Source organism: Streptomyces sp. NPDC102451, assembly GCF_044765485.1.
GTDB lineage: Bacteria > Actinomycetota > Actinomycetes > Streptomycetales > Streptomycetaceae > Streptomyces.
The window spans coordinates 1-19,557 of record NZ_JBIWKD010000017.1 but is presented as its reverse complement, the minus strand read 5'-3'; the positions used below and the strand labels follow the sequence as shown (position 1 = coordinate 19,557).

The window sequence follows — 19,557 nt, the reverse complement described above, 5'->3', positions numbered from 1 at the left end:
AACCACGAGCGGCTCCGTCCGCGCATGATGGATGCATGCCCGAAGGTGACACCGTCCTGCAGACCGCCCGGCGTCTCGACGCGGCACTCGCCGGCCAGGTCCTGACGGTCTCCGACCTGCGGGTTCCACGGTTCGCCACGGCCGACCTGACCGGCCGGACCGTCCTGGGCGTCACAGCGCGCGGCAAGCATCTGCTCACCCGCTTCCAGGGCGGCCTCACCCTCCACAGCCATCTGCGCATGGACGGCGCCTGGCGCGTGTACGACCCGGGCGAGCGCTGGCGCGGCGGCCCGGCACACCAGATCCGCGCCGTGCTCGCCACCGCGGAGCGCACCGCCGTCGGCTACCGGCTGCCCGTCCTCGAACTGCTGCGCACCGAGGACGAAGGGAAGGCCGTGGGCCACCTCGGCCCCGATCTGCTGGGCCCGGACTGGGACCCGGACACGGCTCTGCGCAACGTCCTCGCCGATCCCGGACGCCGGGTCGGCGACGCGCTCCTGGACCAGCGCAACCTGGCCGGTATCGGCAATGTCTACATGTGCGAGCTCTGCTTCATGGCCCGTGTGACGCCATGGCTCCCGGTGGGCGAGCTGCCCCCGGCCGTCGTCACCCGCCTCGTCAGTACGGCCGAACAGCTTCTGGTGGCCAACCGGGACCGTCCGGTGCGGACCACGACCGGAGCGACCGCGGCCATGTCCCGGGCAACCTCGGCCATGTCCCGCAGCCGTACACGGGAGCGTCTTTTCGTCTACGGGCGGGCCGGCCGCCCCTGTCTGCGCTGCCGCACACCCATCCGCGTGGCGGACCGCGACGACCGACCCACCTACTGGTGTCCGCACTGCCAGTCCGGGCCCACCGGCTGAAACCCGCAAGGCCCACCAGAGCCCAGGGCGCCCGCACCGGCACACGTAGCAGGGCTAGGAGGGTATGTCCGACCGTTCCGCCATGGGGTCCTCGGCAGCCGGCTCCGGCCGCACCGCGGACGCCACATGGACGGGCAGGAGACTCAGCCCCCATCCCCCGGCCGCCACCGCGCCCTCGACCAGTCCGGCGTGTTCCGGCTCCAGAAACAGCCGCAGCACGGCCCACCACCACATCCCGCCGAGGACGAGCGCCGGCACCCATCGCCGCACCATGGCTGCCTCCTCCGGCCGACGCTAGTACGGCACGATCTCCTGACGGGAGGGCGCATCGGTGCACTACCGGCGCGTACGGTGCGAGCGGAACGGCAGTGCGCGCTCTCCCCCGGGGCTGCTGCGGGAAGAGGTGCATCCCGGCCCTTCCCCGAAGTTTCTCCCGGGTCGGCGCCGACTGCATCCCGCGGCTCCGGGAGACACCGACGTGCCCGGCATCCCGTATCCCCGGACATGCCGGTGCCCCCGGGATCGGGATCCGCGGGGGCACACCGGTGGGGCGTCTCTCTCACTTGTCGTCGTCGGTGAGGGAATCCTTCACGCCCTTGGCGCGGTCTCCGGTGGCGCCCAGGGCGCCCTCCGCCTTGGCCTTGGCCTGGTCGGACTTGCCTTCGGCCTCCTTGCGACGGTCTCCGGTGACCTTGCCGGTCGCTTCCTTGGCCTTGCCCTTGAGCTTGTCCATGGCCTTCTTGTCCGTCACGGCGATTCCTCCTAAGTCACGAGTTCAGGCCTCAGTCACGAGTTCAGGCCTCAGCTACGAGTTCAGGCGGGTTCAAGCACTCTCCGCCTGGAACATCCACGCGTGCTTCTCCAGATCCGCGGTGAGCGTGATCAGGATGTCCTGGCTGACGGGGTCCGGTTCGTCGGTCGCCTCGATCCGCTCCCGCATGCGGTCGATGACCACGCGGAGAGCGTCGACGAGGACACGTACCGCGTCGACGTCCTTGATCCAGCCGTCGGGTACGACATCGATCGCAGTGGTCTTCGCGAGCGTCCGGGACCGGCCGTCCGGGTTGATGCCGACCGCGGAAGCCCTCTCCGCGACCGTGTCCGAGTGCTGCCGCGCCGTGTCGACGACCTCGTCGAGCTGAAGGTGCACGGAGCGGAAGCGCGGGCCGACCACGTTCCAGTGGACCTGCTTGGCCACCAGGGAGAGGTCGACGAGGTCGACCAGCGCGCCTTGCAGCGCGTCTCCCACGACCTTGCGGTCAGCGTCCGACAGGGCGCTCTTCACGACAGACATGCACTTCTCCGTTCAGGTAGCTCTTCGACTTACCATCTGTCCACAATGTCACATATGAGGCGAACCGGGCATCCGGGTGGTTGTCCCGGAGAATCGCCCTCCGGCCTCACTGCGCGCCTGCCCCGCGAACGGCCCCGCACACACCGGGCACACGAAAGCCCCGGCCGGCCCGTGAGGGCCGGCCGGGGCTTCGTTCACCACGAACCGTGCGGTCAGGCGGCGACGACATCCACCGCTTCCGCGGGCGCCTTGATGGTCACCCGTCCCGTCGGTACGCCGGCGACCGACGCAACAGAGACGGAATTGAGCATCGGGCGTACCGGAACAGGTACCGCATCACTGGCTGCTGCCGACTCGGCCAGCTCGGCCAGGGACAGTTCATCGCTCACTTCACGCATGAGCTCGGACATCCGTACGTCCAACGCGTCGCAAATGGCGGAGAGCAGTTCGGAGGATGCCTCCTTCTGCCCCCGCTCCACCTCGGAGAGATAGCCGAGCGAGACTCGGGCGGACGAGGAGACTTCGCGCAGAGTACGGCCTTGGCGCTGGCGCTGCCGACGCAGCACGTCACCAAGCAGGCGACGGAGCAGAATCATCGGTGGCTCCCTCCTCGGACCGCGTAGCCGCATCCTTCACGCCCCACCGTACCGCCTTGCGCTGCGGCCGTGCGGGGAGCGATGTCGTGTTCACTCAGGGCTGCAAACATCAAGTCCCCCCGTTCTGTTCCGTATCCTGTGCCCTCGCGTTTTCGCCGAGTTCGCCGGAGAGCAGTTCGAGCAGGCTCCGTACACTCTCCTTACGGATGTCCGCCCTCCCGCCGTTCAACCTCAGCTCGGCGACTTTCTGTACGCCGCCCGGCCCGGAAACGGCTATGAAGACCGTTCCCACGGGCTTGCCGTCCTGCGGCTCGGGGCCGGCGACCCCGGTGGTCGAGATGCCCCAGTCAGCGCCGAGAGCCCGGCGCACGCCGTCGGCCATTCCCAGGGCGACGGCCGGGTCCACCGCTCCGCGCTCGGCCAGGAGTGTGCCGTCGACTCCGAGCAGATCACGCTTCAGGGGCGTGGCGTACGCCGTGACGGACCCGCGGAAGCACTGCGAGGCGCCGGGCACGGAGGTGAGCTCGGCGGCCACCAGACCGCCGGTGAGGGACTCGGCGACCCCGAGCGTCTCACCGCGCCCCTGGAGCTGCCGCAGAACCCCGGCCGCGGCGGACGTCACCGCTCCGCCTCCGCGGGGCCGCGGCTGCCTGCCACGCGCTCCCCGACGGATTCCGCGAGAGGCTCCGCCGTGCCCTCAGCCGTCCCGTCGGCATCATCCGTGGTGATCCGCGCCACCGCGACGCCGTCCACGGCCGCTGCCGCCGTGACCGCTTCCATGGCGGCGGCCCGCTCGGCGGCGAGCCCGCGGCGGCGCAGCACGACGGCCTGGCGTACGTAGTCGAGGCCGGTGACGACCGTCAGGACGACGGCCGCCATCATCACCCAGAAGCGCAGGGTCGCCAGGGGGCCCGTCAGCGCCAGGACGTACATGCCCACGGCGATGCCCTGGGCGAGGGTCTTCACCTTCCCGCCGCGGCTGGCGGGGATCACCGAGTGCCGGATGACCCAGAACCGCATGAGTGTGATGCCGAGCTCACGGAAGAGGATCACACCCGTGATCCACCACGGCAGATCCCCGAGCGAGGACAGGCAGATCAGGGCCGCGCCCATGATCGCCTTGTCCGCGATGGGGTCGGCGATCTTCCCGAAATCGGTGACCAGGTTGTACGTGCGTGCCAGATGGCCGTCGAACACATCCGTGATCATCGCGATGGCGAAGGCCGCCCAGGCGAACGACCGCCAGACCGGGTCGTAGCCGCCGTCGTGCAGGAGGAGCATGACAAAGCCCGGGACGAGCAGCAGCCGCACCATCGTGAGGATGTTCGCGATGTTCCACAGACCGGCCTGGTTGACGGCCGCCGCGCCCAGCTTGCCGCCGCGGGGCGCCGGCGTCGCGCCGGAGCCGCCTGCCGCGGATGCCGGGGCTCCCGTCATCTGGCTGCCTCCGCAAGCTCGTGGTGTTCGGCCACGAGGTCCACTCCCTCGGTGCCCACTGCCTTCGCTTCGACCATACGGCCCGGCGTGAGCCCTTCGCGTGCGGTGAAGACGACCTGGCCGTCCGTTTCCGGCGCCTGGTGGGCGGCCCGGCCCACCGCCACGGGCCCGTCCTCGTCCGACTCCACGGACTCGACGAGGACCTGGAGGGTTTCCCCGACCCGCTCCTCGGCGCGCTGCGAGGTCAGCTCCTCCGCGAGCTGCGAGATGTGCGCGAGGCGCTCGGCGATGACGTCGGCGTCCAGCTTGTTCTCGTAGCCGACCGCCTCGGTGCCTTCCTCGTCGGAGTAGCCGAAGACCCCGATGGCGTCCAGCCGCGCGCCGGTCAGGAAGCGTTCCAGCTCGGCGAGGTCGGCCTCCGTCTCACCGGGGAAGCCCACGATGAAGTTCGACCGCGCACCGGCCTCGGGCGCCTTGGACCGAATGGTGTCCAGGAGTTCGAGGAAGCGGTCCGTGTCGCCGAACCGCCGCATCGCGCGCAGCACCCCGGGGGCGGAGTGCTGGAAGGAGAGGTCGAAGTAGGGGGCGACCTTGGGCGTCGAGGTGAGTACGTCGATCAGCCCCGGCCGCATCTCGGCGGGCTGCAGGTAGCTGACGCGGATGCGCTCGATCCCGTCGACGTCGGCGAGCTCGGGCAGCAGGGTCTCCAGCAGCCTGATGTCCCCGAGGTCCTTGCCGTACGAGGTGTTGTTCTCGGAGACGAGCATGACCTCCTTGACGCCCTGCTCGGCGAGCCAGCGGGTCTCTCCGAGGACGTCGGAGGGGCGCCGTGAGATGAACGAGCCGCGGAAGGACGGGATGGCGCAGAACGAGCAGCGCCGGTCACAGCCCGAGGCGAGCTTCACCGAGGCGACCGGGCTGGTCCCCAGCCTCCGGCGCAGCGGTGCCCGCGGCCCGGAGACGGGCGCGACGCCCTCCGGAAGGTCGGCGGGGGCGGGTGCGATCTCCTGGGCGTGCCCCGGCAGCGCGACGGCGGCGTCCTGCCGCTCGGCCGGGCTGATCGGCAGCAGCTTGCGCCGGTCGCGCGGGGTGTGGGAGGCGTGGATGCCACCGTTGAGGATGGTCTGCAGACGGTCGGAGATGTCGGCGTAGTCGTCGAATCCGAGGACTCCGTCCGCTTCCGGCAGCGCCTCGGCCAGATCCTTGCCGTAGCGCTCGGCCATGCAGCCGACGGCCACGACGGCCTGGGTTCTGCCGTGATCCTTCAGATCGTTGGCTTCGAGCAGGGCGTCGACGGAGTCCTTCTTGGCGGCCTCCACGAACCCACAGGTGTTGACGACGGCGACATCAGCGTCCGTGGCGTTCTCGACGAGCTCCCAGCCGTCCGCTGCCAAGCGGCCTGCGAGCTCCTCCGAGTCCACCTCGTTACGGGCGCAGCCAAGAGTGACAAGGGCGACGGTACGGCGTTCGGGCATGGACTCAAGACTACTTTGTCCCGGCAGTCCCCCTGCCGTGCAGGGTTCACTGCTACGGGGAGTGACCGAACAGTCGGTGAATCGGCGGGAAAGCAGGACGGTGGGTACCCGGCGCCTGCCGGGTACCCACCGTCGGGAAAGCACGGGTGGAGAGGTCAGCCGACCTCGGGGTCACCCTTGGTGTACGAGAGCCGTTCGACCTGACCGGATTCGAACTGGTCGTCGACCTTCTTGCCGTTGACGAAGAGATCGATCGCTCCGGCGTCCCCGAGGACGAGGTCGATCCGCTCCTTGTCCTGGAAGGTCTTGGAGTCGCCCTGGGCCAGCAGACCGTCGAAGAGCAGCCGCCCGTTGTGGTCCTTGGCGGAGATCCAGCTCTTGCCCTCGGTGGCGCTCAGCCTGACCGTCACCTTGTCCCGCGGAGCCGCGGCGATGGCACTTTCGGAGGGTACGGGCTTGGGGTCGGCGGGCTTGGTCGTGGTGGGCTTGGGAGTGGTCTTGTCGGGAGTCGAACCCTCGGCGACCTGTGCCGAGCCCGATCCCTCGTCCTCACCGCTGAAGAGCGTGAAGCCGACGAAGCCGACCACGGCGACGATCGCGGCGACCATGGCCGCGGTCCAGTTGGGCCGACGGGGTTCGGAGCGGATCCGCTCCGCCTCGAACAGCGGCGCCGCGGGCGTGGGCGCGGGACGGCCGCCGTGCTCGGCGTCGAACTCCGCGATCAGTGGGTCGGGGTCGAGCCGGACGGCTCGGGCGAGCATACGGATATGGCCGCGGGCGTACACGTCGCCGCCGCAGCGGGAGAAGTCGTCCTCCTCGATCGCGTGCACGATGGGGATGCGCACCCGGGTGGAGCTGCTGACTTCCTCGACCGTCAGACCTGCGGCGATACGAGCCTGCTGAAGCGCGCGACCGATCGAAGGCCGGTCGTCTTCGGGGGAGTTGCCGATGGACACGGGGGCGCCTTTCGAGCGTGAGCCACCTGCTGGATGTTCAGTCTAGGGGTGGTACGAAAGGGTGGGGCAACCGGGAGCGACGACTTTGTACGCCATCGGGTTCGCCGGGAAGCCCCTCGGGCAGGACAGGGGACGGAGCACCGGACGGATCATCCCGTTGCTCCTCCTTTCAACTTGACGTACGGCCGGGCGAAACGGTTGCCCGCAAAACTCTTACGAAGCGGTTTCCCCACGAATGACGGCCAACACACCGTCGAGCTCGTCCGGTTTCACCATGACATCGCGCGCCTTGGAACCCTCGCTGGGACCCACGATGTTGCGCGACTCCATCAGGTCCATCAGCCGACCGGCCTTCGCGAAGCCGACCCGCAGCTTCCGCTGGAGCATCGAGGTCGACCCGAACTGCGTCGACACGACCAGCTCGGCCGCCTGACAGAGCAGATCGAGATCGTCGCCGATGTCCTCGTCGATCTCCTTCTTCTGCTTGGTGCCGACCACGACATCGTCGCGGAAGACCGGCGCCATCTGATCCTTGCAGTGCTGGACGACGGCCGCGACCTCGGCCTCGGTGACGAAGGCCCCCTGCATACGGGTCGGCTTGTTCGCCCCCATGGGCAGGAACAGGCCGTCACCCTTTCCGATGAGTTTCTCGGCACCGGGCTGATCGAGGATGACCCGGCTGTCGGCGAGCGACGAGGTGGCGAAGGCGAGCCGGGAGGGCACGTTCGCCTTGATCAGCCCGGTCACGACATCGACGGAGGGGCGCTGCGTGGCGAGCACCAGGTGGATGCCGGCCGCACGCGCCAGCTGGGTGATGCGGACGATGGAGTCCTCGACGTCGCGCGGGGCCACCATCATGAGGTCCGCCAGCTCGTCGACGATGACCAGCAGGTACGGGTAGGGCGAGAGCTCGCGCTCGCTCCCCTCGGGCGTCTTGGCCTTGCCCGTGCGCACCGCGTGGTTGAAGTCGTCGATGTGCCGGAAGCCGTAGGCCGCTAGGTCGTCGTAGCGGAGGTCCATCTCCCGCACGACCCACTGGAGCGCCTCGGCGGCCTTCTTCGGGTTGGTGATGATGGGCGTGATGAGGTGCGGGATGCCCTCGTAGGCGGTGAGCTCGACGCGCTTCGGGTCGACGAGCACCATCCGCACGTCCTCCGGAGTCGCCCGCACCATGACCGAGGTGATCAGACAGTTGATGCAGGAGGACTTGCCGGAACCGGTCGCACCGGCGACCAGGACGTGCGGCATGTTCGCCAGGTTGGCCATCTCGTAGCCGCCCTCGACGTTCTTGCCGAGCGCGACGAGCATCGGGTGGTCGTCCTCGGCCGCGTCCGCGAGCCGCAGCACGTCGCCGAGGTTGACCATCTCCCGGTCGGAGTTGGGGATTTCGATGCCGACGGCGGACTTGCCCGGGATCGGGGAGATGATGCGGACGTCCGGGCTGGCGACGGCATAGGCGATGTTCTTGGTGAGGGCGGTGATCCGCTCGACCTTGACGGCGGGGCCGAGCTCCACCTCGTACCGGGTGACGGTCGGGCCGCGGGTGAAGCCGGTGACGGCCGCGTCGACCTTGAACTCCGTGAAGACGGTGGTCAGCGAGGCGACGACCGCGTCGTTGGCGGCGCTGCGCGTCTTCCCGGGGCCGCCACGCTCCAGCAGGTCCAGCGAGGGCAGCGAGTAGGTGATGTCACCGGAGAGCTGGAGCTGCTCCGCCCGGGCGGGCAGTGCCCCGGACCGCTCGGGGGCGGGCTTCGTCAGATCGGGCACGCCGTCGCCGGAGGACGAGGTGTTCTTCTCCCCGCGCCCTTCGCCGGACGGTGCCTTCTCCGCCGACCGCGCGCCGGGCACCGGAGTGCCGGTCCGCTCCCGGTCCGGTGATACGCCCTGGGTCAGATCGGCGACGACCGGCGACGGCGGCATGCCGTTGAGCACCGCACCGTCGAGGGCGGCAGCCGCCGCGGCCGCGACGTCCACGGCGTCCATGGTGCGGTTCATCGCGGGCTGGGCGGACGGTTTACGGGGCCGGCGCCGCTTGGCCAACGCCTCGCCCTCGGCCTGGTCCGGGTCGTACACGCCGTCCGTCTCCGAGCGGCGCCCCGAGGAACGCCGCGAGCGCTCGGGCAGCGCCTCGCGCCACTGTTCGTCGTACCGCTCGTCGTCGCTCCCGTCCTCCTCGCCCGGTACGTACACCGGGTCGACGATGCCGAGTCTGACGCCGAGCTGGCGCAGCCGCCGGGGGATGGCGTTCACCGGGGTGGCGGTGACGACCAGCAGCCCGAAGACCGTCAGCAGCAGAAGGAGCGGGACCGCGAGGACCTCGCCCATCGTGAAGACGAGGGGCTGGGAAGCGGCCCAGCCGATCAGACCGCCCGCGTCCTGCATGGCACCGGTGCCGTCCTCGCGCCCCGGCGATCCACAGGCGATGTGGACCTGGCCGAGCACACCGATGACGAGGGCGGAGAGCCCGATGACGATACGACCGTTGGCCTCGGGCTTCTCCGGATAGAGGATCAGCCGCACCGCGACGGCACCCAGCAGTATCGGCACCAGCAGATCGAGCCGGCCGAACGCCCCGGTGACGAGCATCTCGACGAGATCGCCGACGGGCCCCCGCAGATGCGACCAGGTGCCCGCCGCCACGACCAGCGCCAGCCCCAGGAGCAGCAGGGCGAGCCCGTCCTTGCGGTGCGCCGGGTCAAGTCCCTTCGCACCGCGCCCTATGGAGCGGAAGACCGCCCCGACGCCGTGCGCGGTACCCAGCCAGAGCGCGCGGACGAGCCGGTACACGCCCCCTGTGGGGGACGGCGCCGGCTTGGGCGCGGGTTTCTTCGCGGCCGCCTTCTTGGCCGGTGCCTTCTTGGCGGGCGCCGTCTTCTTCGCCGCCGCCTTCTTGGCTGGCGCGGCTTTCTTCGCCGGTCCCTGGGTACGGCCGGCGCGCTTCGCGGTGCCCGCCGCACCCAGGGAACCCTTGCCGGACGTACGTGAGGCCATGTGACTGAGGTTACCGGTGTCGACGCCGGTGGACACGTGTGCCTACGGCTTCACCCGTCCGTGTCGCCCGTACGCGGGCGTCGAACTGACGGCCCCTCAGCCGACGCGGGTCAGCTCTGCGAGGGCAGGGGGGCCGCGGAGCCGCCCGCACCGGGCTCCAGCGCGTCGAGCGCGCGGCGCAGTCCGGTGAGCTTGCGCTCCAGATGGGCGGCGGTGGCCACGGCGGCGGCGTCCGCCGATTCGTCGTCCAACTGCTTGGAGAGGGCCTCGGCCTGCTCCTCGACCGCGGCGAGCCGCGCCGACAGCTCGGCGAGCAGACCGGCCGGCTCCTTCTCGTGCGCGCCCTGATGGGCGCCGCCCTCGAGCTGGAGCCGCAGCAGCGCCGCCTGTTCGCGAAGCTGGCAGTTCTTCATGTACAGCTCGACGAAGACCGAGACCTTGGCGCGCAGCACCCAGGGGTCGAAGGGCTTCGAGATGTAGTCCACCGCACCCGCCGCGTAACCGCGGAAGGTGTGATGCGGACCGTGGTTGATCGCGGTCAGGAAGATGATCGGGATGTCCCGGGTCCGCTCCCGCCGCTTGATGTGCGCGGCCGTCTCGAATCCGTCCATGCCGGGCATCTGTACGTCCAGCAGAATCACGGCAAAATCGTCCGTGAGCAGCGCTTTGAGCGCTTCCTCCCCTGACGATGCCCGTACCAGTGTCTGATCGAGCGCAGAGAGGATGGCCTCCAGCGCCAGCAGATTCTCCGGCCGGTCATCGACCAGGAGGATCTTGGCCTTCTGCACCATGGCCCGTCCTCCTCGCCCCGGAATCGCACCGGGTGCCGCCCCAGGGGACGACTCCCTTACGCCGTCCGTCCTTGTGCCGGTCATGGTAGCTGCACCCCGCCCGTCACCACACCCTGTCACCGCGATGTCACTGTGCACATAGCGAAAACGCGGTCGAAGACCAGAAGGTTCCCCGGAATCCGCTCACTCACACCCTCCCGCGCACAGCCTGCCGACGGATTCCTGCGTACCGCTCCCCGCGCTGTCACTCTCCGCGCATCCACTTCTCCATCACCGACAGCAGATGGTCGGAGTCGACCGGCTTCGTCACGTAGTCGGAGGCTCCGCAGTCGATCGCCTTCTCGCGGTCGCCCTTCATGGCCTTGGCGGTCAGCGCGACGATCGGCAGCCCCGCGAACTGAGGCATCCGGCGGATCGCCGTCGTGGTCGCGTAACCGTCCATCTCGGGCATCATGATGTCCATCAGAACGATCGTCACATCATCGTGCTGTTCGAGGACTTCGATGCCCTCGCGCCCGTTCTCCGCGTACAGCACCGACAGCCCGTGCTGCTCCAGCACGCTGGTGAGGGCGAAGACGTTGCGGATGTCGTCGTCGACGATCAGCACCTTCTCGCCGTGGAAGCGGAACGTCCTGCGGGGTTCCTGCTCCTCCTGAGCGCTCTGCACCCACTCCTCGGGGGCCGCGCTCTCCTCCTCGGACCTGCCGTTGGCCAGGGCGGGGCGCTGTGCCGTACCCCCCAGCGCCTTGCGACGGCGCCGGAACACCCCTGCGGAGTTAGCGGGGTCGCCCAGTGGCTGCTCGGTCCCGTTGCCCTGCGACGCCTCCAGGTGCAGGGCGCCCTCCGCGGAACCCGCGTGGACCTCGATGGGACCGGGGCCCATCTGCGGATAGCCCTGCGGAGGGAGCTCGCTCGGGTGCAGGGGCAGGTACAGCGTGAAGGTCGAGCCACGTCCCGGCTCGCTCGCCGCGTGGATCTCACCGCCCAGCAGACGCGCGATCTCCCGGCTGATGGAGAGGCCGAGGCCCGTCCCCCCGTACTTGCGGCTGGTCGTACCGTCCGCCTGCTTGAACGCCTCGAAGATCACCAGCATCTTGCTGGACGCGATGCCGATCCCGGTGTCGGTGACCGAGAAGGCGATCAGGTCGCCGTCGGCGTCACGCAGCGAGCCGGCCTCCAGCAGGTGTTCCCTGATGGCGTTCGGCACATCGGCCCCGGCCGGCCGGATGACCAGTTCGACGGCGCCGCTGTCGGTGAACTTCACCGCGTTGGACAGGAGGTTGCGCAGGACCTGGAGCAGCCTCTGCTCGTCCGTGTGCAGCGTCGCGGGGAGCTCCGGGGACACCCGTACGGAGAAGTCGAGCCCCTTCTCCGCGGTGAGCGGCCGGAACGTGGCCTCCACGTAGTCGACCAGCTGCACCAGGGCGATGCGCGTCGGGCTGACGTCCATCTTGCCCGCCTCGACCTTGGACAGGTCGAGGATGTCGTTGATCAGCTGGAGCAGGTCGGAACCCGCCCCGTGGATCGTCTCGGCGAACTCCACCTGCTTCGGCGAGAGGTTGCCCTCGGCGTTGTCCGCGAGCAACTTGGCCAGGATGAGCAGCGAGTTGAGCGGCGTACGCAGCTCGTGCGACATGTTGGCCAGGAACTCGGACTTGTAGCGCATCGAGACGGCGAGCTGCTCGGCGCGCTCCTCCAGGACCTGCCGCGCCTCCTCGATCTCGGTGTTCTTCACCTCGATGTCGCGGTTCTGCTGGGCCAGCAGCTCCGCCTTCTCCTCCAGCTCGGCGTTGGACGCCTGGAGCGCCTTCTGCCGGTTCTCGAGCTCCTGCGAACGGTCGCGCAGCTGCTCGGTGAGCTCCTGGGACTGCTCGAGGAGCTTCTCGGTCTTCGTGTTGACGCTGATCGTGTTGACGCTGGTGGCGATCATCTCGGCGAGCTGGTTGAGGAAGTCCCGCTGGATGTGCGTGAACGGCTGGAACGACGCCAGTTCGATGACCCCGAGCACCTGGCCCTCGAAGAGCACCGGAAGCACGATCACATGCGCGGGCGGCGCCTCGCCGAGCCCGGAGGAGATCTTCAGGTACCCCGGTGGCACATTGTCCACCTGGATGGTCCGCTTCTCCTCGGCCGCCGTGCCGATGAGCGTCTCACCGGGCCGGAAGGAGGTCGGCATGGAGCCCGCCGAGTAGCCGTAACTACCGCGCATGCGCAGCTCGTACGAGCTCTCCCTGCCGCCGTCCGACCCGACCTCGTCGCCGTCACCGGTGGTCATGGCCAGGAAGAACGCACCGTGCTGGGCGGAGACGACCGGCGTCAGCTCGCTCATGATCAGCGAGGCGACGTCGTCCAGGTCGCGGCGGCCCTGCATCAGACCGGAGATCCGGGCGAGGTTGCCCTTGAGCCAGTCCTGCTCCTTGTTGGCGAGCGTGGTGTCGCGGAGGTTCGCGATCATCGTGTTGATGTTGTCCTGCAGCACCTGGATCTCGCCGGCCGCATCGACGTCGATCTTGAGGTTGAGATCGCCACGGGTCACCGCGGTCGCGACGGCCGCGATGGCGCGCACCTGACGGGTCAGGTTCCCTGCCATCTCGTTCACCGACTCGGTGAGGTCGCGCCACGTTCCGTCGACGTCCCGGACCCGGGCCTGGCCACCCAGCTGGCCCTCGGTACCCACCTCGCGGGCGACCCTGGTCACCTGCTCGGCGAACGAGGAGAGCTGGTCGACCATCGTGTTGATGGTGTTCTTCAGCTCCAGGATCTCACCGCGCGCATCGATGTCGATCTTCTTGGTGAGATCGCCCTTGGCGATGGCCGTGGTCACCGTGGCGATCTGGCGCACCTGACCGGTCAGGTTGGACGCCATCGAGTTCACCGACTCGGTGAGGTCCTTCCAGGTGCCCGAGACACCCGGTACGCGCGCCTGGCCGCCCAGCTCCCCCTCGGTGCCCACCTCGCGGGCCACCCGGGTCACCTCGTCGGCGAACGAGGACAGGGTCGTCACCATCGTGTTGACGGTGTCGGCGAGTTCGGCGACCTCGCCACGCGCCTCGACCGTCACCTTCTTCGTCAGGTCGCCGTTGGCGACCGCGGACGAGACCCGGGAGATGTTCCGCACCTGACTGGTCAGGTTGTTGGCCATCAGGTTGACGTTCTCGCTGAGGTCCTTCCAGATGCCGGTCGCACCGCGCACCCGGGCCTGACCGCCGAGGATGCCCTCGGTACCCACCTCACGGGCGACCCGGCTCACCTCGTCGCCGAAGTTCATCAGCTGGTCGACCATCGTGTTGACCGTCGTCACCAGTTCGAGGATCTCGCCCTTGGCGTCGACGGTGATCTTCTTGGAGAGATCGCCCTTCGCGACCGCCGTGGTGACCTCGGCGATGTTGCGCACCTGGAGCGTCAGGTTGTTCGCCATGCCGTTGACGGACTGGGTGAGATCCTTCCACGTACCGGAGACGCCCTGCACCTCCGCCTGCCCGCCGAGGATCCCCTCCGTGCCCACCTCACGGGCCACCCGGGTCACCTGCTCCGCGAAGTTCGACAGCTGGTCGACCATCGTGTTGAGGGTGTTCTTCAGCTCCAGGATCTCGCCCCGGGCGTCCACATCGATCTTCTGCGACAGGTCACCCCGCGCCACCGCGGTGGCGACCTGCGCGATGTTGCGGACCTGGGCGGTGAGGTTCCCCGCCATGCCGTTCACCGAGTCGGTCAGATCACGCCACACGCCTGCCACACCGGGCACCTGGGCCTGACCGCCGAGACGGCCGTCCGTACCCACCTCGCGGGCGACCCGGGTCACCTGGTCGGCGAAGGCGGAGAGTTGGTCGACCATCGTGTTGATGGTGTTCTTCAGCTCCAGGATCTCGCCCCGGGCGTCCACATCGATCTTCTGCGACAGGTCACCCCGCGCCACCGCAGTGGTCACCTGGGCGATCTGGCGCACCTGGGACGTCAGGTTCCCGGCCATGAAGTTGACGGAGTCGGTGAGTTCCTTCCACGTGCCGGAGACACCGTCCACACGTGCCTGACCGCCCAGGCGGCCCTCCGTGCCCACGTCCCTGGCCATCCGTGTCACCTGGTCGGCGAAGTTGGACAGCTGCGCCACCATCGTGTTGACGGTGTTCTTCAGCTCCAGCATCTCGCCGGCCACGTCGACGGTGACCTTCTGCGACAGATCACCGTTGGCGACGGCCGTGGTCACCTGCGCGATGTCACGCACCTGGCCCGTGAGGTTACGGAACGCGGTGTTCACCGAGTCGGTGAGGTCCTTCCACGTCCCCGCCGCCCCCGGCACCTCGGCCTGGCCGCCGAGACGGCCCTCGACACCGACCTCCCGGGCGACCCGGGTCACCTCCGAACCGAAGGCCTGGAGCTGGTCCACCATCGTGTTGACGGTGTTCTTCAGCTCCAGCATCTCGCCGGCCACGTCGACGGTGACCTTCTGCGTCATGTCACCACTGGCCACCGCGGTGGTCACCTGGGCGATGTCACGCACCTGTGTCGTCAGGTTCCGGAAGACCGTGTTCACCGAGTCGGTGAGGTCCTTCCAGGTGCCCGCGGCACCCGGCACCTGGGCCTGGCCGCCGAGCAGGCCCTCGCCACCGACCTCGCTGGCCACGCGTGTCACTTCATCCGCGAAGGTACGCAGCGTCTCGGTCATCTGGTTGATCGTCTCGGCGAGCTGCGCGACCTCGCCGCGGGCGCTCACCGTGACCTTCTGCGACAGGTCGCCGTTGGCGACGGCGGTCGTCACCTCGGCGATGCCGCGCACCTGGGACGTGAGGTTGCCGGCCATCGTGTTGACGGAGTCGGTGAGGTCCTTCCAGACCCCCGCCACCCCCGGGACCGTCGCCTGCCCGCCCAGTTCGCCCTCGGTGCCCACCTCACGCGCGACCCGGGTCACCTCGGAGGAGAACGACGACAGCTGGTCCACCATCGTGTTGACGGTGTTCTTGAGCTGGAGCATCTCACCGGCCACATGGACGGTGACCTTCCGTGACAGGTCCCCCTTGGCCACGGCAGTCGTCACCAGGGCGATGTCGCGCACCTGTGCGGTGAGCCGGTAGGCCATGGTGTTGACGGAGTCCGTGAGGTCCTTCCACGACCCGGACATGCCGCGCACCTGTGCCTGGCCGCCCAGCTTGCCCTCGGTGCCCACCTCGACCGCGACCCGCGTCACCTGCTCGGTGAACGCGGAGAGCTGGTCGACCAGGTTGTTGACCGTGCGGGCGACCTTGAGGAACTCCCCGCGCAGCGGGCGTACGGTCTCGTCCGGAGCGTGGGTGCGCAGTTCCATCCGCTGCTCGAGATCACCGTCGGCGACCGCGGAGAGTACCCGTCCGACTTCGGACACGGGTCGCGCCAGGTCGTCGACGAGCTCGTTGGAGGCATCGATCGCAGCGGCCCAGGAGCCCTCGCAGGCGCCGGTCTCCAGACGCTCGGTGAGCTTCCCCTCGCGCCCGACCACGCGCCGCACACGGGCGAGCTCGCCCGTCAGATGCAGATTGCGGTCGGCCACCTCGTTGAAGACCGCGGCGATCTCCGTGAGTACGCCGTCGCCGGAGACGGTGAGCCGCCTGCGGAAGTTGCCGTCACGCATCGCCACGAGGGCCGCGAGCAGTCTGTTCAGAGCCGCCGCGTCCACATCGATGGTCCCATTGCGCTGCTTTTTCACGGACTGCCCGCCTTTTGTGCGCGTTCCTGAACCCCGCGCCGCCACGCCAGACTCCACCGTGTCCCTCCCGCAGGGGTTGACCGTATCGCTCGGGCCGTTACTCGGGCCGCTGTCGGAAGCTTGCCCACTTCCACTTTGGCTCACCGCCACAGCACACCGTCAACGGGTGACTATGCGGTCGTCAAATCGTTGAAACGTACCAGGCCGGAGCGGGAGGGCGAGGAAGATCTCATGGTCGTCCCATTTCCCTCACCGGGGGACCCATAGTTGTGCGCCCGGCGCACAACCACTGGGTGGCCTGCGTACCCAAGTCTGCCCTCGTGTACGCGGGAGGCCTGGCGAACGTCTAGCCTGGCAGACGAATCGAAGCGGCGATATACGGGCACAGGACTCGGGGAAGCGACGAGACACCATATGGGGAGTGCTGTGATCACCGCGCGCGCGGCTGCCACCTTCGATCCGGTCGGACGCTCGGTCGCAACCGCCCGCGCATTCGTCCGCGACACCCTTCAGGGGTGGGGGTACACGGACGTCGTTGACGACGCCGTCGTTCTTACCAGTGAACTCGTGACCAACGCGGTCGTTCACGCGGGTACGGCCGCCGACGTGCTCTGTCTGCGCACGGAGGACGGCGTACGCGTCGAGGTCTCGGACCACTACCCGGAGCGGGAGGTCCCGCTCCAGAGCTCCGGCCTCGACTTCGGCAGCCCGGACCGGGAGGGCGGCCGCGGCCTGCTCCTCTGCGCGGCGCTCGCTTCCCGCTGGGGCGTCGAGTACACCCCGACGCACAAACATGTCTGGTTCCAGCTCGACCTTCCCGAACGCCCGGTGGGTATCCGCTCGGCGAGCCCGGTCCTGCCCACCGCTCTCCTGCCGGTGGCGGAACAGCGGGTGCGGGTGGCCGTCGTCCAGACCGACGGCTCCGGCTCCATCGCCTCGTGGAACGACGACGCCACCTTCCTCTTCGGTTACGCCGCCGAGCAGGTCTCCGGCAAGCAGCTCACTGACTTCGTGGCCTGGCCGCACACCCCGGGCACCAACACCGGCATCGCCGACGCACTGCAACTCTCCCGCTGGGAGGGCAGCTACGGCATCCGCGGCGCCGACGGCCGGGTCATCCCTGTGTACGCCTCGCATCTCAGAGTCCGCGACGCCGACGGCGCCCCCTCCACCGTCTGTCTCCTCGTACGCGACTACGAACGCGCTGTGCTCCAGACGCCGGTGCGCGCCCCCGTCTCCGACTCCTCGGCCGAGAACCGCAGTACGGATCCGTTCGAGATCTTCATCGGCTCACCGGCCCCGGACGATCTCGACGGACTGCTGCAGCGCACGGTCGAGCGGGCGCGCGACATGTTGGACGCCGACGCCGCCTTCCTTCTGCTGGCCACCGACGACGAGACCGAGCTGGAGGTCCGCGCGACCACCGGCCTTCCCTCGGCCCGCCAGCGCTTCGCACGCGTCCCTGTCGAGGCCGGCACGGGCCGCTACGGCTCCGCCCGCATGCCCGCCGTCCACGAGGACCTCACCGTCGTCCCGGGCGCCGTACCGCTGCTCAGCGACACGGGGATGCGCTCCGTCGTCACGGTCCCGCTCAAGGTCGAGGGCCGCCTCACCGGCTCCCTCGGGGTCGCGGCCGAAGCGGCGGGCCGGTACTCCAACGAGGAGGCCCTGCGCCTGCAGTTCGCCGCGGACCGCATCGCACTGGCCGTCGAGTCGGCCAGGCTGGGCGAGCTGGAACGCCTGCGCCGGGGCTCGCTGTCCTTCCTCGTCGAGGCGTCCGACCTGCTGGCGGGAACGCTGGACAGGGACCAGACTCTGGCGCTGATGGCACAGATGACCGTGCCTACGCTGGCCACCTGGTGTGCCGTCTACACCATCGCGGACCAGTCCTCGGAGCCGTATCTGTCCTACGTCCTCCACGAGGACGAGGAGCGCATCGACGGTCTGAAGGCCCTGCTCTCGTCCATCGACCCGCCCGACCCGGTCCCGGCGCCCGGCGCCCGCATCTGGCCGGCGCCCACGGAGGCCGGTCACCAGGCCGCCCTGCGCACGTCCAAGCGCACCCTGGGCCGGGACGCGCCCCTGAGCATGGGAGCGGCCGCCCGCACCACGCTGGCCACTGCGGTCGCCGTGGGGGGCGAGACCGTGGTCCTGCCGCTGGTGGCGAGGAACCGCGTCATCGGCATGCTCACCCTCGGCAAGCCGTCCGACGAACACTTCCGCCAGGAGATCCTCGAACTGGCCGAGGACCTGTCCCGAAGGGCCGCGCTGGCCCTCGACAACGCCCGCCTGTACTCGGAGCGCATGGCCATCAGCCAGTCCCTCCAGCGGAGCCTGCTCCCGCCCGGCCTGCCCGATGTGCCCAACGTGGAGATCGAGGTCATCTACCGCGCGGCGGGCGAGGGCAACGAGGTCGGTGGCGACTTCTACGACGTGTTCCCCATCCGCGACGGCGCCTACGGCTTCGCCATCGGCGACGTCTGCGGTACGGGCCCGGAGGCGGCAGCCGTCACGGGCCTCGCCCGTCATGCCCTGCGCCTGCTCGCCCGTGAGGGGTTCGGCGGCCCCGCGGTGCTGGAGCGGCTGAACGCCGCCATCCTGGACGAGGGCGCGCGCAGCCGCTTCCTCACGCTGCTCTACGGGGAGTTGTGGCCCCAGGAGGACGGCAGCGCCCTCCTGAAGGTGGTCTGCGCCGGCCACCCTCTCCCCCTGCGTCTGCGCCAGGACGGCTCCGTGGAGGCGGCGGCCGAACCGCAGCCGCTGCTGGGTGTCATCGAGGACCTCGAGCTCTACGAGCAGGAGGTCACCCTGGAGCCGGGCGATGTCCTGCTGTGTGTGACCGACGGCGTCACCGAGCGCCGCGAGGGCGCTCGCATGCTGGGTGATGACGGCCTGGCCGATGTCCTCGCCATGTGCACGGGCCTCACGGCCGGCGCGGTGGCCGGACGCATCCTGCGGGCCGTCGAGCGCTTCGCCGCGGAGCCCGCATCCGACGACATGGCCATCCTGGCCATGCGCGTCCCGGAGCCGCAGAACCTCTAGCGCGGCCTTGGCCGGCGCTCTGCGTCGGCCCGGGGCCTCGGGCATGAGAAAGGCCCCCGCCAGTGGCGGGGGCCTTTCTCTGTGCTGAGCCCCAATGCGGAATCGAACCGCAGACCTTCTCCTTACCATGGAGACGCTCTACCGACTGAGCTATTGGGGCCTGCTGCCTTGCGGCAACGAGGTAAAGCATACCCCGAACTCAGGGGTGCTCAGAACCACCAGTTCATGGCTTCTCCGGATGTGTCGCGGCGGAGGTGTTGCGGCCGACCAGGTTCCGCCGGCACCAGCACTCGCTGTCTCCCCCGCGCCCCCGGATCTGCGGGGCTCATGACGGGAGCCGTGAACGCAGAAAAGCCCCGTGCCACAAGGGCACGGGGCTTTCCCGGAATAATTGTTCGGCGGCGTCCTACTCTCCCACAGGGTCCCCCCTGCAGT

Annotated in this window: 13 protein-coding genes and 1 tRNA gene; 2 read left to right on the top strand and 12 right to left on the bottom strand. The window is 69.3% G+C overall.

Annotation, left to right across the window (positions count from 1 at the left end):
• Positions 1-35: 35 nt before the first annotated feature.
• On the top strand, positions 36-863 hold the full coding sequence (locus tag ACIRD8_RS29535; protein ID WP_403998092.1) for an Fpg/Nei family DNA glycosylase: 828 nt from the start codon (positions 36-38) through the stop codon (positions 861-863).
• Between the two features lie 54 nt (positions 864-917).
• Here the strand turns inward: ACIRD8_RS29535 and ACIRD8_RS29530 are convergent, their stop codons facing one another.
• From ACIRD8_RS29530 to ACIRD8_RS29480, 11 genes are all read right to left on the bottom strand, one after another.
• A complete protein-coding gene (locus ACIRD8_RS29530) occupies positions 918-1,136 on the bottom strand; it encodes a hypothetical protein (protein WP_403998089.1) in 219 nt (72 codons plus the stop codon).
• Positions 1,137-1,422: 286 nt separating this feature from the next.
• The gene (locus ACIRD8_RS29525; protein WP_387389157.1) at positions 1,423-1,614 is read right to left on the bottom strand and encodes a CsbD family protein; all 192 of its coding nucleotides are present in this window, start codon (positions 1,612-1,614) and stop codon (positions 1,423-1,425) included.
• A gap of 72 nt (positions 1,615-1,686) precedes the next feature.
• Positions 1,687-2,157 carry a Dps family protein gene (locus ACIRD8_RS29520; RefSeq protein WP_403998086.1) on the bottom strand — a complete coding sequence of 157 codons (471 nt, stop codon included), beginning with the start codon at positions 2,155-2,157 and terminating at the stop codon, positions 1,687-1,689.
• 212 nt (positions 2,158-2,369) lie between these two features.
• Positions 2,370-2,753, bottom strand: a complete 384-nt coding sequence (locus ACIRD8_RS29515; RefSeq protein ID WP_014153702.1) for a helix-turn-helix domain-containing protein — start codon at positions 2,751-2,753, stop codon at positions 2,370-2,372.
• Between the two features lie 109 nt (positions 2,754-2,862).
• Positions 2,863-3,375: a CinA family protein gene (locus ACIRD8_RS29510; RefSeq protein ID WP_403998083.1), complete on the bottom strand. Its 513-nt coding sequence runs from the start codon at positions 3,373-3,375 to the stop codon at positions 2,863-2,865.
• Positions 3,372-4,190 carry a CDP-diacylglycerol--glycerol-3-phosphate 3-phosphatidyltransferase gene (gene pgsA / locus ACIRD8_RS29505; RefSeq protein WP_403998080.1) on the bottom strand — a complete coding sequence of 273 codons (819 nt, stop codon included), beginning with the start codon at positions 4,188-4,190 and terminating at the stop codon, positions 3,372-3,374. The genes ACIRD8_RS29510 and pgsA overlap by 4 nt, the downstream gene beginning before the upstream one ends.
• Complete coding sequence (gene rimO / locus ACIRD8_RS29500) at positions 4,187-5,665, bottom strand: 30S ribosomal protein S12 methylthiotransferase RimO (protein WP_403998077.1); 1,479 nt, start codon at positions 5,663-5,665, stop codon at positions 4,187-4,189. The genes pgsA and rimO overlap by 4 nt, the downstream gene beginning before the upstream one ends.
• Positions 5,666-5,820: 155 nt before the next feature.
• The gene (locus ACIRD8_RS29495) at positions 5,821-6,621 is read right to left on the bottom strand and encodes a helix-turn-helix domain-containing protein (protein WP_403998074.1); all 801 of its coding nucleotides are present in this window, start codon (positions 6,619-6,621) and stop codon (positions 5,821-5,823) included.
• Positions 6,622-6,834: 213 nt separating this feature from the next.
• Entirely contained in the window at positions 6,835-9,612 is a 2,778-nt protein-coding gene (locus tag ACIRD8_RS29490) for a DNA translocase FtsK (RefSeq protein ID WP_403998071.1), read from the bottom strand.
• 110 nt (positions 9,613-9,722) lie between these two features.
• Positions 9,723-10,403, bottom strand: a complete 681-nt coding sequence (locus tag ACIRD8_RS29485; protein WP_403998068.1) for a two-component system response regulator — start codon at positions 10,401-10,403, stop codon at positions 9,723-9,725.
• 244 nt (positions 10,404-10,647) lie between these two features.
• On the bottom strand, positions 10,648-16,080 hold the full coding sequence (locus tag ACIRD8_RS29480; RefSeq protein ID WP_403998065.1) for a HAMP domain-containing protein: 5,433 nt from the start codon (positions 16,078-16,080) through the stop codon (positions 10,648-10,650).
• A gap of 426 nt (positions 16,081-16,506) precedes the next feature.
• Here ACIRD8_RS29480 and ACIRD8_RS29475 point away from each other — a divergent pair, with 426 nt between their 5' ends.
• Positions 16,507-19,122 (top strand): SpoIIE family protein phosphatase, encoded by a 2,616-nt coding sequence (locus tag ACIRD8_RS29475; protein ID WP_403998062.1) that lies wholly within the window; start codon positions 16,507-16,509, stop codon positions 19,120-19,122.
• An 87-nt stretch (positions 19,123-19,209) separates the two neighbouring features.
• On the opposite strand, the gene ACIRD8_RS29470 is transcribed toward ACIRD8_RS29475, so the two are convergent.
• Positions 19,210-19,282 (bottom strand) — tRNA-Thr (locus ACIRD8_RS29470).
• Between the last annotated feature and the right edge of the window lie 275 nt (positions 19,283-19,557).

What these genes read in the sequence shown, in the direction of transcription:
- ACIRD8_RS29535 (WP_403998092.1), top strand. Translation starts at nt 36, where the DNA reads ATGCCCGAAGGTGACACCGTCCTGCAGACCGCCCGGCGTCTCGACGCG.
- ACIRD8_RS29530 (WP_403998089.1), bottom strand. Translation starts at nt 1,136, where the DNA reads ATGGTGCGGCGATGGGTGCCGGCGCTCGTCCTCGGCGGGATGTGGTGG.
- ACIRD8_RS29520 (WP_403998086.1), bottom strand. Translation starts at nt 2,157, where the DNA reads ATGTCTGTCGTGAAGAGCGCCCTGTCGGACGCTGACCGCAAGGTCGTG.
- ACIRD8_RS29515 (WP_014153702.1), bottom strand. Translation starts at nt 2,753, where the DNA reads ATGATTCTGCTCCGTCGCCTGCTTGGTGACGTGCTGCGTCGGCAGCGC.
- pgsA (WP_403998080.1), bottom strand. Translation starts at nt 4,190, where the DNA reads ATGACGGGAGCCCCGGCATCCGCGGCAGGCGGCTCCGGCGCGACGCCG.
- rimO (WP_403998077.1), bottom strand. Translation starts at nt 5,665, where the DNA reads ATGCCCGAACGCCGTACCGTCGCCCTTGTCACTCTTGGCTGCGCCCGT.
- ACIRD8_RS29490 (WP_403998071.1), bottom strand. Translation starts at nt 9,612, where the DNA reads ATGGCCTCACGTACGTCCGGCAAGGGTTCCCTGGGTGCGGCGGGCACC.
- ACIRD8_RS29485 (WP_403998068.1), bottom strand. Translation starts at nt 10,403, where the DNA reads ATGGTGCAGAAGGCCAAGATCCTCCTGGTCGATGACCGGCCGGAGAAT.